Raw genomic sequence first — 14,514 nt, forward strand, 5'->3', positions numbered from 1 at the left:
ATCAGTACATCAACGATGGCGGTAGTGCTACCAGTACCACGGTAAACAACCTCGGGGTTCAGTATATCTACGGCGGCGCCAGTGTCACGAGCACTACCATTAACAGTGGTGGTAACCTGTCCGTCTCCGGGGGCGGCACTGCCGTTGGCATTACTCAGAACAGTGGTGGGGCTATTTTTACAACCACAGATGCCACTCTGAGTGGTACCAATATTAACGGCAGCTTCAGTATTGCCAACGGAAGTGCCAGTAATATGCTGCTGGAGAATGGTGGAGCTCTGTATGTTAATAGTGGTCACCAGGCAACAAGCACCACGCTCAACGTCGGTGGGTCTCAATTTATCAACTATGGCGGTAGTGCTACCAGTACCACGGTAAACGGCGGATATCAGACGGTATACAGTGGTGGCAGCACCACAAATACAACCATTAACACTGGCGGGACTCAGAATGTCTCTGGCGGCAGTGTCACTGATACCACTCTTAACGATGGCGGAGAGCAGAATGTTGAGAGTGGGGGCGTAGCTGTGAATACCGTTATTAACAATGGCGGGAATCAGAAGGTCAACTACGGTGGCAGTGCCACGAGCACCATTATCAACAGCAGTGGCTATCAGACGGTATACAGTGGTGGCAGCGCCATAAATACAACCATTAACACTGGCGGGACTCAGAAGGTCAACAGTGGCGGCAGTGTTACGGATACCACCATCAACAGTGGCGGAGGACAGTATGTTTACGTCAACGGAAATGTCACAAAAACGACCATCACAGACGGCGGTATACTACAGGTGGATGCCGGTGGTTCAGCCTCTCAGGTGACCCAGAACAGCGGTGGCGCAATTGTTACCAATACCAGTGCTGTCCTGAGCGGCACTAACGATAACGGCAGCTTCAGTATCGCTGGCGGCAGTGCAGCCAATATGCTGCTGGAAAATGGTGGATACCTGACGGTGTTTGACGGTCATCAGGCCAGCGATACGATGGTTGGCAGTGACGGTACGCTGGATGTCCGCAGCGGCGGTGTGCTCTACGGCACCACCACCCTGACTGATAAAGGGACGTTGGTCGGTGACGTAGTCACAAATGAAGGGGATCTGTATTTCCTCAACAACAGTGCTGCGACTTTCGCAGGCACCCTGACGGGGACCGGTACCCTGACGCAGGAAGGCGGTAGCACCCGTTTCAGCGGCCTGTTGTCTCAGGACGGTGGGATTGTCCTTCAGAGTGGCGGGGCCATGACGATGGATGCCCTTAAGGCGAACGCTAATGTGACGACACAGTCAGGCACCATCCTGACGCTGGATAACGGGACCATCCTGACGGGGAATGTTGCGGGGGACAACACCGGTGCAGGTGACATGGCGGTTAAAGGTGCCTCTGTCTGGCATCTCGATGGTGACTCCACTGTCGGCGCATTAACGCTGGATAACGGGACCGTTGATTTCCGTCCTTCAACAACCACACGCATGACGCCAGCCTTCCAGGCGGTATCGCTGGCGCTCGGGAGCCTATCGGGTAGCGGGACGTTCCGGATGAACACGGATATTGCATCACATACCGGAGATATGCTGAATGTCGTGGGCAATGCCAGCGGTAACTTTGTGCTGGATATCAAAAACACCGGTCTGGAGCCCGTATCTGCTGGAGCGCCGCTTCAGGTGGTGCAGACTGGTGGCGGTGATGCCGCTTTTACCCTGAAAGGCGGGAAAGTCGATGCCGGTACCTGGGAATACGGCCTGAGCAAGGAAAATACCAACTGGTATCTGAAGGCTGACACTCCGCCTCCGGTGACTCCGCCGACTAACCCAGATGCTGGTAACAACCCGGATGCTGGTAACCCAGGCACAGGTAAACCGGATGCAGGTGTGTCGTCTCCGGTGCGTCGGACAACAAAATCAGCCGACGCGGTACTGGGCATGGCGACAGCACCGGCATACGTTTTCAACAGCGAGCTGGATAATTTGCGTTTCCGTCATGGTGATGTGATGCAGAATACCCGTGCACCAGGGGGCGTATGGGGCCGTTATACCGGGTCAGACAACCGCATCAGCGGCGGGGCCAACTCGGGCTATACCCTGACTCAGAACGGTTTCGAAACCGGCGCCGATATGGTCTTTGACCTGAGTGACAGCAGTTTAGCGGTAGGTACTTTCTTCTCTTACAGCGACAACAGCATTAAACATGCCCGTGGAGGAAAGAGTGCGGTAGACAGCACCGGCGGTGGTCTGTACGCGACCTGGTTTGATAATGACGGCTACTACGTGGACGGTGTGCTGAAATACAACCGCTTTAATAATGAGCTGCGTACTTGGATGAGCGACGGTACGGCGGTGAAAGGGGATTACAGCCAGAACGGTTTCGGCGGTAGTCTCGAAGCGGGCAGAACCTTCAGTCTGAATGAGAATGCATGGGCGCAGCCATACGTGCGGACAACGGCATTCAGGGCGGATGCGAAAGATATCAGCCTGAATAACGGTATGAAAGCCAATATCGGTGCAACCAAATCTCTGCAGGCTGAGGCTGGCGTGAAGCTGGGGATGACCCTTGACGTTGGAGGAAAAGAAGTCAAGCCGTACCTGTCGGCGGCAGTGAGTCATGAATTTTCGGACAACAACAAAGTCCGTATCAATGACACCTATGACTTCAGGAACGACATCTCCGGGACGACCGGGAAATACGGACTGGGTGTCAGTGCGCAACTGACCCCAAATGCTGGCGTCTGGGCTGAGGCTCGTTATGAAAACGGTAAGCATACCGAGTCTCCGGTCACGGGCAGTGTCGGGTTCCGTTTTAATTTCTGAGTCATACCCTGAGAACACCGCAGGGATTAAACCATGCGCTGCGGGCGGAAGTTAAAAGGCTTCCGCCCGCGTTTAAATACTTGCTGCCAGAATTCGTAAAAAAAATTCACGGCCTGTAGCGATGCAAACTGTGTGGACAATGAAGCTAAGCCAGATGGTCAATGTAATATCTGAGGGGATACAACAAGGGTAAACAGGTTTCCATGTCCATTAGAACTATTGGCTCAAAAGGTATTCATCTCTCGATGCAGAATAAATTACCATTTAAGTGATACTACGTAAGTGTGAAATTATTTAAAATGTTAATGTTTTTTATCCTTTCGGTGTTTCTATATTTTAATGGTGGCAATTTGTATTTTTTAGCGAAAATCCGAGTAAAAGTCTGTTATGAATCAAACCCATATTTATAGGCGATGCTCATCACAGACTCATTAGTCTCGACAAGATCTTTGGCTGCAAGACCAAGTTTTTTATCTTTGATATATTTCCCAAGGCTAACTTTTTTATCTGTACAAAAATCCGCTGAAGATGCCACTTAGAGTATCCAGCCCGCGTAGCAACATCGTCTATCTTCAGCGGTTTATGTATGTTTGAATCAATCCATTGAGTTACCTCATCGATAATATCTTCTGTTCTGGACATAAGACGACGTTAACTATAAGAGGGCTGTGACATATATTGTTCAAAATGCTAATTACTTACTTGTAGATTTCAGCAACCCCGTGCAATCGGTTATTCCCCGCGGTTGACAGAATTTTGAATGATGTTGCTCCTTGATCATCAGCTTTACGAGAAAGCGCATTCGATAATTCATCAAGCGTCAGGGCATTACTGGCTGAGACTACACCAATCTTTTCTTTGCCATCTGCATGACGAATCTCCTCAGCAGCAGATGCAGTATTTACCGAAATGAATCCCATGAATAATGCAGTAATTAGTAGTGCTTTCATATCTGATACCTGTTTTAAACGACATATTTGGAAGTTGACAAATATCAGAAGGAGCTTCTTCCTTCTTGATCTGTAAATATACAGTTCTAAGCTGTCATAAGACTGACTGTCATATGACAACGTTGTCAGATTTTTGAATTTTTTGAATACAGATTCAGGTCGTTAATAACGCACTCAGGTTCTTCAGTAAGGGGCATATTGTCTATATCGAAAACCCCATCATTTTTTTGGGGATTATCACTCTGCAGCTCTGCAAACAGAGGGGTGAGATCCTGCTGTGCTTCTCCTTGCTCTGCGACCAGTTCGAACGTTTTATTTTTAGCCGCATCATTGCTCAAGGCCGTTACCAGTACCCGGGCGATTTGTTCCCGGGAGATAACACCATCTTCCGGCGTTCCCGCATGGCGTCTATCCCCCTGAAGCATGACGATTCTGTGCTCATCATCATTGTTGTAATCAAACCAGCCGGGTCTGACGATAGTGTAGATATGCCCACTGGCTCTGACCAGGCGTTCAGAGCGTCTCTTCCAGTCATGAACTTCAGTACGTTGATTCCAGCTACTGAGCCGCTCAGTAACGCCAATCGTTGTCATCAGGGCGATGCGAACAGGTGTATCCCTGAATATTCGCAAAATGTTACGTACACCGCCGTAATCTATCGCTCTGGCACCAATACGTCCCTGACCATCGGAGCCGAGTGTAAAAATGATGGCATCAATATCTTTCGGTAAATCGGTGAGTGTTTCAGGTATTGAAACATCGCCATAGAAAATATCTGTTCCACGAGGGAGTAACTTGATTTTCCGCCGATTCCTGACCAGAGCCACGGGCTGATGGCCCATTGCAATAGCAGTATTCACAACATGAATACCAATGCTTCCTGTTGCACCAGCAACGAGTATTTTCATGATAAACCTTCTGATAATTCAGCCTTATATTTGATACAGCCAGAATATCAATTATCATTATTGCCAGTAACGAGGCTAAAATGATTGTGTCTATGAACACCCTTCATGAATGCGCTTTGAAGGGAATGCTTCTACAAGGAAATCGTCAATGCTTAAAGAAAACTTCAACGAACTGCAAATCTTTCTTGTGGTGGCAAGAGAGCGAAGTTTTACCAAAGCAGCGAGCAAACTCGGCGTCTCTCAGTCTGCACTTAGCCATGCAATGAAGGCACTGGAGGAAAGGTTAAATATCCGTCTCTTAACCCGAACTACCCGTAGCGTGGCCCCCACGGAAGCAGGGGAGAGAATAATTGCCTGTCTTGAGCCACGTATAGATGAGCTTGAGCGCGAACTGGAATCACTTATCCAACTGAATGGCACGCCCTCAGGGAATATTCGTTTATCAGCCGGGGAACATGCTGCGCGCAGTCTGGTCTGGCCGAAGCTAAAACCGTTCCTCAGGGAATATCCCGAAATCAATGTCGAACTGGTGGTGTATAACGGTTTTGTCGATATTGTTGAAGGTCGTTTTGATGCTGGGGTCCGGCTGGGTGAAAGTGTGGATAAGGATATGATTGCAGTGCGAATTGGGCCGGATATGCGGATGGCCATGGTGGGATCGCCAGCGTATTTTGCTGCAAACCCTGCGCCTGAAACGCCTCACGAACTACAAAATCATCGCTGCATCAATATGCGTCTGCCAACTGCCGGTGGACTTTATCACTGGGAGTTTGAACGCGAAGGGAAACCGTTTCGGGTCAGAGTTGATGGGCAACTGACGTTTAATTTGCTGCCAGAAAGAATTGATGCCGCATTATCAGGATTTGGTATCGCCTGTGTTCCCGAAAACGAGGTTCAGGATTATGTAAAGTCAGGCGAGCTTATTCAGGTTTTACAGGAGTGGTGTCCAACTTTTCCCGGATATTACCTTTACTATCCCAGCCGTAAGCAGCATCCGCCTGCTTTTGCGCTGTTGATTGATGCACTTCGCTATTCAGAGTAAAGGGCCCGCTTTTTGCTGTGGGCCCGTTTAGGTATTAACGGCATACGCATGCCTGGTATGGCTATTGCAGATTTTTCTCTTTCAAAAACCGACTCACCAAATCAGCGATCTGCACATTATTCAGGTCAGAGAACGGGAAGTGGGTATTACCTTTTATCCCTACTTCAGGCAGATGCGTCACCGTCACATCCCCACCATGCTTGTTAACCACATCACGCCACTTACGCGCCATTGCCAGCCGTACTCGCCAGCTGTCCTGTGCAGGCATGGCTACAGGTTTATCCGGTATGTTATCGCCGTAAATAATCAAAATCGGGATTTTAGTCAGCGCCATAAACTGTTCCATTGGCACGGGTTCACCCTTCAGCGTGTCGAACGCACTTGGCATAGGGGCAGGGAGCTCTTTTTCCGGGAACACAAAACCGCTGCCTGGCTCGAAGGCGACAATGGCTTTGACCTTGTTGTTTTTCATCGCGGTATACCAGCCTGGTCCACCACCCTGAGAGTGAGTAAAGAGGATTGCCGGGCCTGATTTATCCACTACGGCAGACATCGCATCAGAGATGACATTGACATCAAATGGCCCTGTATTCGGAGTCATCTGGCGGAAATACTGATTTAGTGCCTCTTTGTCGTGGGAAAACTGGACGCCTTTAAAATACTCTGGCCACACGCCAACACGGAACTGGTTAAACCACATCTGCTCATCAGGTTTTGGTGTAACCGTACCTTCTACAGTGGTACGTCCGGCATCACCCCGGCGCGGCTGATCGACAATATACGTGGAGAATCCGCGGCGCAGGAATATGTTCTGGAACCCTTCACGACCATCCGGCGTACTTTCCCAGGTACGAGAAGACTGGCCCGCGCCATGCAGCATAACTATGGGATATTTATGCGGATTCTCCGGTATTTGATAGAACACCGACGCATGATCGCCATGATAAGTTTGACCTGCAGAGTCCAGCGGCTTTTTCGCGTCAAATGTTCCCGGGGCGGTGATGATGGTGCCTCCGGCAGAAAAACTGCCTTGCTCCTGAATAACCAATGGTTCGGCGTATACAGACTGCGCCCCCAGGCCTCCTGCCATCATGCAGATGGCCAGCATTTTTAAGACCGTTTTCAAAATTACATCCTCTGTTATGGTTGCCGTTTAATCATATCTGAGTTGCCAGCGTTAATTATTTCGTCCCCTTGATTGCCTTTATTTGGCGGATTCATAAATGCAGAGGATGAATCACGTATGTGCACTGACCAAGGGGAGAGTCTGCATGACGACCGTCTCTATTTGTTCTCAAACGCTTTTTGCAGTGCCTCTTCAGCTCTTGTGGCTGCATCATTGTCGCCATGTTCACGCAGAACCTGTGCTAACTGTCGTAACTGCGCTGCCGTCAGACCGACTCGCAGACTTGCTCGCGTGTGTGACAGTAACTGGGCTTCAACGCCTGGCGTAGCGGCTAATGCGCCAACTGTTGCCAGTTCACGGCTTTGCCAGTCGAGGTTATCGCGAGCGAAAATATCGCCGAACAGATGTGTTTGCAGGAATTGATTTATTGTTGGCGCAAAATCAAACAGTGGCCCCTGAACAGGCGCGCCTGAGATTTTCGTCTGGTTTGCGGTACCGACACGGCGAAGCTCATCCCCGACGGGAATCGGGGCGATCGGCGCTTTACCTTCAATGTCTTCGATGCCACGTTGTTTACGTGTTTCGACGACTTTCATCAGCTCATTCAGTGCATTCAGGCTGCGGGGGAATCCCGTATAGGCATAGAGCTGGATGAGAATTTCTTTAGCTTCGTTTATCGTGAGTCCTGCATCAAGTCCTTGATTAAGCGCTGCATTCAGCTTATCCATCTGGCTGCTGGCCATTGATGCGGCTATCAACGGAATGGCCTGCTGGCGAGCTGACAGCGTATCTGAAACCGTATATTCATGATTCATTTCGGTGACTCCTTTATTGATGAGCGCAGCATTTGCGGTAAGCGCAAAACCAAAGGTTAGCAGTACCGCTGCCGTTAATATCTTAATGGGCGTGGTATTGTTCATCTGTCACTAACTCCTTCCAGTTAACGCTTTTGCCATCCACCACGCCGGTTATTGCCAGATGTGTCATCGCACTACCGGGGGCCGCCCCATGCCAGTGTTTAACGTCCGCCGGACAAGAGACAACATCGCTAGCACGGATCGCCTGTACCGGCTTGCCTTCTTGTTGGGTGAGTCCAACACCAGAGGTCACAATCAGTCGCTGACCTGCTGGATGCGTATGCCAGGCGGAGCGGGCACCAGGTTCAAAGGTGACATAAGCCGCGGAAACACGGATGTCGTTGTCAACATTGAACAGCGGATCAACCCGGACACGACCGGTAAAATTCTCCGCCGAGCCATACACCACAGTCTGGCTTCCGGCGGGGGCGATATGGACAGTGGAATTTTGCTCCGCAGCCCATGATGAAGTTGTGAAGAGAGGCAGTAGTAGCCCAAGATAATGTAACTGTCTGATCATACAACGCGTCCTTATCTACGGTGACAGGAGGGGAGACAATGATTCTATTCAGACGGACATGTCGTCAGGCTGACGCCTCGCTGACAATTTTGTCAGCTAACGTTGCTCCAGACTCAGTGCCTGAAGGCGCATTGCTCACCGTTTTATCCGCTTTCAGCGCAAAAGTGAGGCCAAATGTATTGATGCCGCCTTCACTACGGGCAAAGACATCACCCTGGTGCATAATGGCGACGGCACGCACGATCGACAGGCCCAACCCATGATGGGCATCACTCCTTGCTCGTGATGTGTCGATGCGATAAAACCGCTCAAAAAGCCGATGTAAGTGTTCTGGTGCTATCGGATTGCCTGGATTGGAAACTTCAACACAGGCCTGATTATCCTTTTCGCTTAAGCGCACAGTAATTGTGCTAATATCCGGCAATAGTGGTGGCTCACCCTAATGGTGGCGTAAAAGAGCAGGTCGCCGGATTATATGCCCAACGCCTGGCTGAACACGGATATATTACCATCGCCGCCGATGCTGCTTATCAGGGGCCAGCGGAGGGCTGCCACGTAACGTAGACAAACCTGCGAATCGTATTGAAGATATCCACGGCATGGCTGATTTTATCAGCCAGTATCCCGGTGTTGATAGCACCCGTATTGGTTTGTTGGGGATTTGCGGGGGAGGAGGGTATTCACTTGCTGCCGCCGAGACGGACAAACGATTCAAATCGATTGCAACCATTAGCATGTTTAATTCAGGACTTGTACGGCGCAATGGTATGCAGGATTCACAGCTGGATACTATTCAGCAACGTCTTCAGCAGGCTTCTGATGCACGAGCTCAGGAAGTAGCCGGTGGCGAAGTGCTTTACTCCGGTGATGCCAACCTGACTGATGAACAGATCGCTAAATTACCTTTTGCGTTATATCGCCAGGGCTACGAGTACTACTGGAAAACCCACGCGCATCCAAACTCAACGTTTAAATACACCACAAGCAGTCTGTTAGACTTGATGAACTTTGACGTGACGGACCATATCAACCTGATCAATAAACCACTGCTAATGATTGCCGGTTCAAAAGCGGATACGCTCTATATGACTAAAGATGCGTTCGCTAAAGCTACCGGTACGAAGGACAAAGAACTCTTCCTGATCGATGGTGCTACCCACATTGAGACATATTGGGTGCCTGAATACGTTGACCAGGCGACGCAAAAGTTAGACGTTTTCTTCCATAAGAATATCTAGTTACCCTCCAGGCGATCCCCAGCCGTACAGGCTGGGGGATATCCATCAGCTGTAGCCACTGTCCACTTGGCGAGGTGGTTAAAAAATCGAAAGAGAGCTCCAGCATTCTGGGGAATCAAGATTCCGACAATAGGGTAGTAATTTGCTGACTCTACGAGGCGAGACGTGGGTGTAAGACGTTGCTTATCCAATCCAATTCGTCATTTAACTTATGTTGAGTGCAAACTTGGTTCATGAATAAAATGTATTTATTGTGTTGTTTTTTAAGTATGTTTTATCACTCACCAATAATTCACTTCATGAACCAACGATATGTAGCTAGCTTTAGCTGACAGGTAGTTCCAGTTCATTAAACCATCCCACATCACATTTTCAAAACGAACACCTTATGATATTGAATGGTTATCGGATTGATCTATTGAATAAAGTGTAGGTTGAGCTAGCATAGACTTGACCTGCCGCCTATTGATTAGTACACCGTGATGTTAGTAATTGATATTTTTCCCCACATCCACCATCGGTACCACTGTCAGCGATCGCGAAGGCTTCCTAGTGGAGGCTACCCTTTGTTTCGATTGCACACATCAGCTTTATCAGTATCCCTTAACCAAGTTCGAGAGAAATCTCTATTTCCTGTTTACATTGTTGAACGTTGTTTGGGCAGGAAGCCTGGCATCACTCCGGCAAGTCGCCACAACATCTCGCGGGTGCATGTGGCTATGAAGTTAATAAGGTTTTTTTATGGAGGATAATGGTGTTATGACGGTTTCTGTAATTCCGCAGTACAAACCTTTAATCGCAGAATTTAAAGACATCGATAAACTTTCCTCTGCGGACTTTGAAATTTTCGTTCGCGATTTGTTTGTCGCATCGGGATGGACCGATGCCGAAATTACCCAAACAGGCAAAGAATCCAAACACGGTGATGGTGGGGTCGATATTTTCGCCTGGAAAGGGAGGCGAAAGTTTGCTATTGAGGTGAAACAGCGCCAACTGGGTACGACAGTAGATGTGAAGGCTCTTAATCAACTAGTTACCGGCGCCACGCTGGCAAATGTTACCTATAAAATTTTAGTTACCAACTCTTGGTTTACCTCTGAAGTTAAGGCGCGGGCGTTACGACTTGGCGTTGATCTCCTCCCTGAAAACAGTACCAGTCTAAACTGAAGTCTCCGGTCTTTCTTCCTGCTAACAGAGAGGCTTATTACCATGAAAAAGACCCGTTATACCGAAGAACAGATTGCGTTTGCGCTGAAACAGGCCGAAACCGGCACCCGCGTCGGGGAAGTCTGCAGAAAGATGGGTATTTCTGAGGCCACCTTTTACAACTGGAAGAAGAAATTTGCCGGTCTGGGCGTGACGGAACTGCGGCGTCTGCGGCAACTGTAGGATGAAAATCAGCGGCTGAAGAAACTGGTGGCCGATCTGAGTCTGGATAAGGAGATGTTGCAGGAGGTACTGAAACAAAAGTTCTGAGGCCGGCTCAGAAGCGCCAGGCGGTGCATTTCCTGCAGGAAGCATACCGCATCAGTGTCCGCCGGGGATGCGGGTTGCTGATGCAGAGCAGAACTGTCTACCACTGGCAGAGCCGGCGTGACGATCGGGCGATAACCCTGCGTATCCGGGAGATCGCGGAAACCCGGGGCACGTTACCGACTGTATACAGTCGCGTGCCAAAGGGTTCCCCTTTGAAACCCACCCCGGAATTTTGCGCATGCGCAAAACCGGACACCCGTGGCCCTCGTCAGGGCTCGCCGCCCCGACACCCTGCCAGCGCCTCACGTTCCCGCAATAAATTGCGTGTCCGTTCACCGCTTTCCTGATGGCCCTGAGCCAGGGCTGGCTGACGTCATTGTTCCCGCAAAGCCGGAGGAGAAAACCGGGAAAAATCTCCGTTTCACCGGCTGTTTTATGCCAGACAGGAGGCCATGCACTGTACTGCATAGCCATTCATGGCCCCTAAACGCGCTGAGCGCGTTTAGGGCGCGTTTTCGCCGGGTAAGCTGTGGTTTTTACCGGTTTCGCGCTGAAATCGCCCTGAGCGCGTTTCTGCGGTGCGTACAATTAAGGGATTATGGTAAATCGCCATCGTTACCGGCGGCGCTGAGGCTGCCAGGTGAAGGTATTTTCTCCTGCTTCAAATTCCTGTCTGCGAGCAGACTGTGCCGCCTGTGCTTTCCGTTCGTTTTCAATGTCGATGAGTACCTGCACCCGTACCCGTCGTTTGATTTCCTGGGGCAATTTTGGGTTGCCTTTCAGACCCATCGCAATGGCTGTTGCTACAAATGCATCGGCAAGACGCTTTTCTTCAGTCGGAGTCAGTTTTCTGCGTTTCATGGAAACCTCCTGTCTGTGCAGTCTAACGTAACATTCTGTGACATATGAGGAAATGCTGGTGAAGATTCATCCGGTGTATGATGGCGGTTATTTAACCATGTAAAACAGAAGGATTTGTTATGTCTAAGCCGGAAAACGGCCCGCAGCTCCCGGCCATCTGCTGGCCGGTGCCGAAGAATAACCGGGGCGGGGAGTTCAGTAACCTGGAAGAGATGCTGGCGCATCTTGAGGGGGAAGCCACCGGGCACTGGCTTATCGGGCGTAGCGGCATGTGGCACGGCGGTATTCATATCACGGACACCACCACGCCGTGGTGTGCGCTCAGCGGGCAGGCGGTAAATGAGTCCGTGGATTTCCCTGTGCCGTTTAAGGGGGAGCAGGCCGTGCGCTGCATGGCGGACGGTGAGGTGGTGGCGTACCGGATTAACCGGGATTACCTCAGCGTGCCGTGGTACTGGGGGGATTTACGCTACTCCGGGTCTTTTGTGCTGGTCAGGCACTGTGTTCAGCCCGGGGAAACGGCAGAAAGCGGACTGACCTTTTACACGCTGTATATGCATCTCGCGCCGTGGCTGGCCTACCCGGAGCAGGACAGCACGGCGTTTAAGGTAGCAGACGGACAGCATCTGAATGCGTATATGGACGTATCCCGGCAGGTGGTGGTGGCAGAGTTGCCACCCGGTACACGTGTGATATGGGATAAAGCGGTAAGTGCTGACACCATGACAGGGAGCAACGGGCGGCAGTATGCGTACGTTACGCTGGCGGAGCCGGTTACGGGCAGGATGAGCCTTAAAGCCGGGGACCGGGTATGGACAGTATGCGACAAAGGGAATCTGGTTCCGGCACCCGACAGCGCCGCCCGCCCGGCGTGGTGGTCGCCGTTTCTGCCGCCGTCACGCGAAACTGTGCAGTTTGATACGGTGGTGTGTCCTGACCCCTATCCGGTTAAGGCCGGGGACCCGGTGGGGCATCTGGGGTATTTTCAGGTTCCCACAGAGGACGGGCATGAAAAGCGCTATCAGGTGCATATCGAATGTCTGACCCCGGACGACCTGCCGCGCTTCCTGAGCAACCAGGAAGGTGTGGGGCGCGACACGCCCGCCTTTGCCCGCTGCCCGAAGGGCATACCGGTGTACCTGAAAGTCACCGGCGGGGAAATCCAGAAGGGCCGGATAACCACGCAGAGCGAAACGGTGATGGCGCTGTCAGGTCAGGCGGTGACGGACAAAGAGGGTAAACGCTACTGGCCGGGCGGGGCGTCGCGCGGGCTGCTGGCGGAATCGGATGTGCAGCTGTTGTCCCGGTATGATCTGGCTGGTCGGGGTTTTGAGGCCACGGAGGACAGCCCTGTGAGCTTTGACCATCTCGACGGAGAGAGGCAGCCGAAGGGGCTGGTGAGGACGATTTTTGAGCGTTTTTTCAGCGTGGCGGATGATGATGATAAGCTTTACAGCCCACTGGAAGCATTCAACTACCGGCAACTGCTGAACCAGATTGATGATGCAAAATCTCCCCGGTATAACCCGGAACAGTACCGGCGCGCGGTGCAGAACCCGTCAATGCGTGCGCATCTGTATCGTCTGTGCGTGAAACACCCCAGTGAGTGGTATTACTCGTCGGAGTCTCCGGTGTGGAAAGCATTTTTTACGCCACAACTGAAAAGAGACGCCCCGGAGTGGTACACCTACAGTATGAAATTTTTGACAGATCTCCGTTGGATGTACCGTGTGGCCGGAATGGTGGATAATCCGTGGCATATGCATCCGCTGGTTTTCTTGGATGCAATTAGCAGAGAAATTATAAATAAAAAAATAGTTGGTAAAGAGTTTGTTGATTTTGTTTTTAGAGAAGCAAAAAAAAATGAAGCCTTTTCTCATGTGCCAGCGTCAATAACAACCGCGCAAGCTATATTAGAAACTGGATATGGAAAGTCTGTTCCTGTCGATGTTTACACAGGGGAATATAGCAATAATTTATTTGGCATTAAAGCTCATGGGAGTCCAAACTTTGTGTGGGTTAATACCCATGAGTTTATCAATGGCGTGAAAAAAACTGTTGTAGATAAGTTTATGAAATATGATTCTTATGAGGAAAGTATATCTGCCCGCTCTGATTTTTTTGTGAAAAATAAACGCTATCATTTTCTTTTTGATTACACAGAACCATGCGATTGGGCTAAAGGGTTACAGGATGCTGGTTATGCTACAGACCCCAACTATGCCAACAAACTAATTGGTATTATGAATAAAGAGGGATTGTTATGAGGTGGGCGATATTTTTTTTATTTTTAGTCTCATTTTTATCATGGGGAGGATGCGTTGAAATAAATTCATCGGCAGAGCGATACCAAAGTTTGAATGTAACATCAGAATCAAATTATGTTGTTACTGGTGGTTCGAGAATTTATTTTTATAATGCCCCAGATGAAAACTGTAAAATTAAAGATGTTTTTATAATTAAAGGTGATGTTGTTAGTGTTTATGCCGAGTATAAAAACTTCTCATCTGTTATGTTTTTTAGAAAAAATGGTGATCCTATTAGTGGGTGGGTTCATTCAGGAGCAATAGAGCCTACTGGCACTGGTGTCGGGCCGAAATAGTAATTGTAAGTATCCCGCATAATCGTGCCATTCATATTTAGAGATCATCCGGCATAATCAATCTGCCAACGAAGGAGATCGCTATGCGTAAAGCCCGTTTTACTGAGCATCAGATCATCGCTGTGATTAA

General features: G+C 49.9%; 11 protein-coding genes and 4 pseudogenes. 7 read left to right on the plus strand and 8 right to left on the minus strand.

Annotated elements, in window-relative coordinates:
* Nucleotides 1-8: 8 nt before the first annotated feature.
* Nucleotides 9-2,804 carry an autotransporter outer membrane beta-barrel domain-containing protein gene (locus D9597_RS22940; RefSeq protein WP_130224930.1) on the plus strand — a complete coding sequence of 932 codons (2,796 nt, stop codon included), beginning with the start codon at nt 9-11 and terminating at the stop codon, nt 2,802-2,804.
* A gap of 388 nt (nt 2,805-3,192) precedes the next feature.
* Here D9597_RS22940 and D9597_RS22950 read toward each other — a convergent pair.
* The 3 genes and pseudogenes from D9597_RS22950 to D9597_RS22960 form a co-directional block, all read right to left on the minus strand.
* Nucleotides 3,193-3,446, minus strand: a pseudogene (locus tag D9597_RS22950) (helix-turn-helix domain-containing protein); the annotation flags it as partial.
* A gap of 56 nt (nt 3,447-3,502) precedes the next feature.
* Entirely contained in the window at nt 3,503-3,754 is a 252-nt protein-coding gene (locus tag D9597_RS22955; RefSeq protein ID WP_130219599.1) for a DUF1471 domain-containing protein, read from the minus strand.
* 125 nt (nt 3,755-3,879) lie between these two features.
* Nucleotides 3,880-4,662, minus strand: coding sequence for an SDR family oxidoreductase (locus D9597_RS22960; protein ID WP_130224914.1), 783 nt, complete (start codon nt 4,660-4,662; stop codon nt 3,880-3,882).
* A 148-nt stretch (nt 4,663-4,810) separates the two neighbouring features.
* On the opposite strand from D9597_RS22960, the gene D9597_RS22965 reads away from it, so the two are divergent.
* Nucleotides 4,811-5,704: a LysR family transcriptional regulator gene (locus D9597_RS22965; RefSeq protein WP_130224916.1), complete on the plus strand. Its 894-nt coding sequence runs from the start codon at nt 4,811-4,813 to the stop codon at nt 5,702-5,704.
* Between the two features lie 61 nt (nt 5,705-5,765).
* On the opposite strand, the gene D9597_RS22970 is transcribed toward D9597_RS22965, so the two are convergent.
* The 4 genes and pseudogenes from D9597_RS22970 to D9597_RS22985 form a co-directional block, all read right to left on the minus strand.
* Nucleotides 5,766-6,830, minus strand: a complete 1,065-nt coding sequence (locus D9597_RS22970) for an alpha/beta fold hydrolase (protein ID WP_130224918.1) — start codon at nt 6,828-6,830, stop codon at nt 5,766-5,768.
* A gap of 158 nt (nt 6,831-6,988) precedes the next feature.
* Complete coding sequence (locus D9597_RS22975) at nt 6,989-7,750, minus strand: carboxymuconolactone decarboxylase family protein (RefSeq protein WP_130224920.1); 762 nt, start codon at nt 7,748-7,750, stop codon at nt 6,989-6,991.
* Complete coding sequence (locus tag D9597_RS22980; protein WP_130224922.1) at nt 7,728-8,207, minus strand: cupin domain-containing protein; 480 nt, start codon at nt 8,205-8,207, stop codon at nt 7,728-7,730. Before D9597_RS22980 ends, D9597_RS22975 begins: the two co-directional genes overlap by 23 nt.
* A 64-nt stretch (nt 8,208-8,271) precedes the next feature.
* A pseudogene (locus D9597_RS22985) lies at nt 8,272-8,619 on the minus strand (ATP-binding protein); the annotation flags it as partial.
* A 2-nt stretch (nt 8,620-8,621) separates the two neighbouring features.
* Here D9597_RS22985 and D9597_RS22990 point away from each other — a divergent pair.
* The 3 genes and pseudogenes from D9597_RS22990 to D9597_RS23000 all read left to right on the plus strand — a co-directional run.
* Nucleotides 8,622-9,445 (plus strand): annotated as a pseudogene (locus D9597_RS22990) (alpha/beta hydrolase); the annotation flags it as partial.
* A gap of 741 nt (nt 9,446-10,186) precedes the next feature.
* A complete protein-coding gene (locus tag D9597_RS22995) occupies nt 10,187-10,612 on the plus strand; it encodes a restriction endonuclease (protein ID WP_240780461.1) in 426 nt (141 codons plus the stop codon).
* 42 nt (nt 10,613-10,654) lie between these two features.
* A pseudogene (locus tag D9597_RS23000) lies at nt 10,655-11,085 on the plus strand (transposase); the annotation flags it as partial.
* Between the two features lie 451 nt (nt 11,086-11,536).
* Here the strand turns inward: D9597_RS23000 and D9597_RS23005 are convergent.
* Nucleotides 11,537-11,782, minus strand: coding sequence for a hypothetical protein (locus D9597_RS23005; protein WP_130224924.1), 246 nt, complete (start codon nt 11,780-11,782; stop codon nt 11,537-11,539).
* A gap of 119 nt (nt 11,783-11,901) precedes the next feature.
* On the opposite strand from D9597_RS23005, the gene D9597_RS23010 reads away from it, so the two are divergent.
* A complete protein-coding gene (locus tag D9597_RS23010) occupies nt 11,902-14,049 on the plus strand; it encodes a glucosaminidase domain-containing protein (protein ID WP_130224926.1) in 2,148 nt (715 codons plus the stop codon).
* Nucleotides 14,046-14,384 (plus strand): hypothetical protein, encoded by a 339-nt coding sequence (locus D9597_RS23015; RefSeq protein ID WP_130224928.1) that lies wholly within the window; start codon nt 14,046-14,048, stop codon nt 14,382-14,384. The genes D9597_RS23010 and D9597_RS23015 overlap by 4 nt, the downstream gene beginning before the upstream one ends.
* Nucleotides 14,385-14,514 lie beyond the last annotated feature (130 nt).

The organism is Escherichia sp. E13S3 (assembly GCF_004212325.1).
Taxonomy (GTDB): Bacteria; Pseudomonadota; Gammaproteobacteria; order Enterobacterales; family Enterobacteriaceae; genus Escherichia.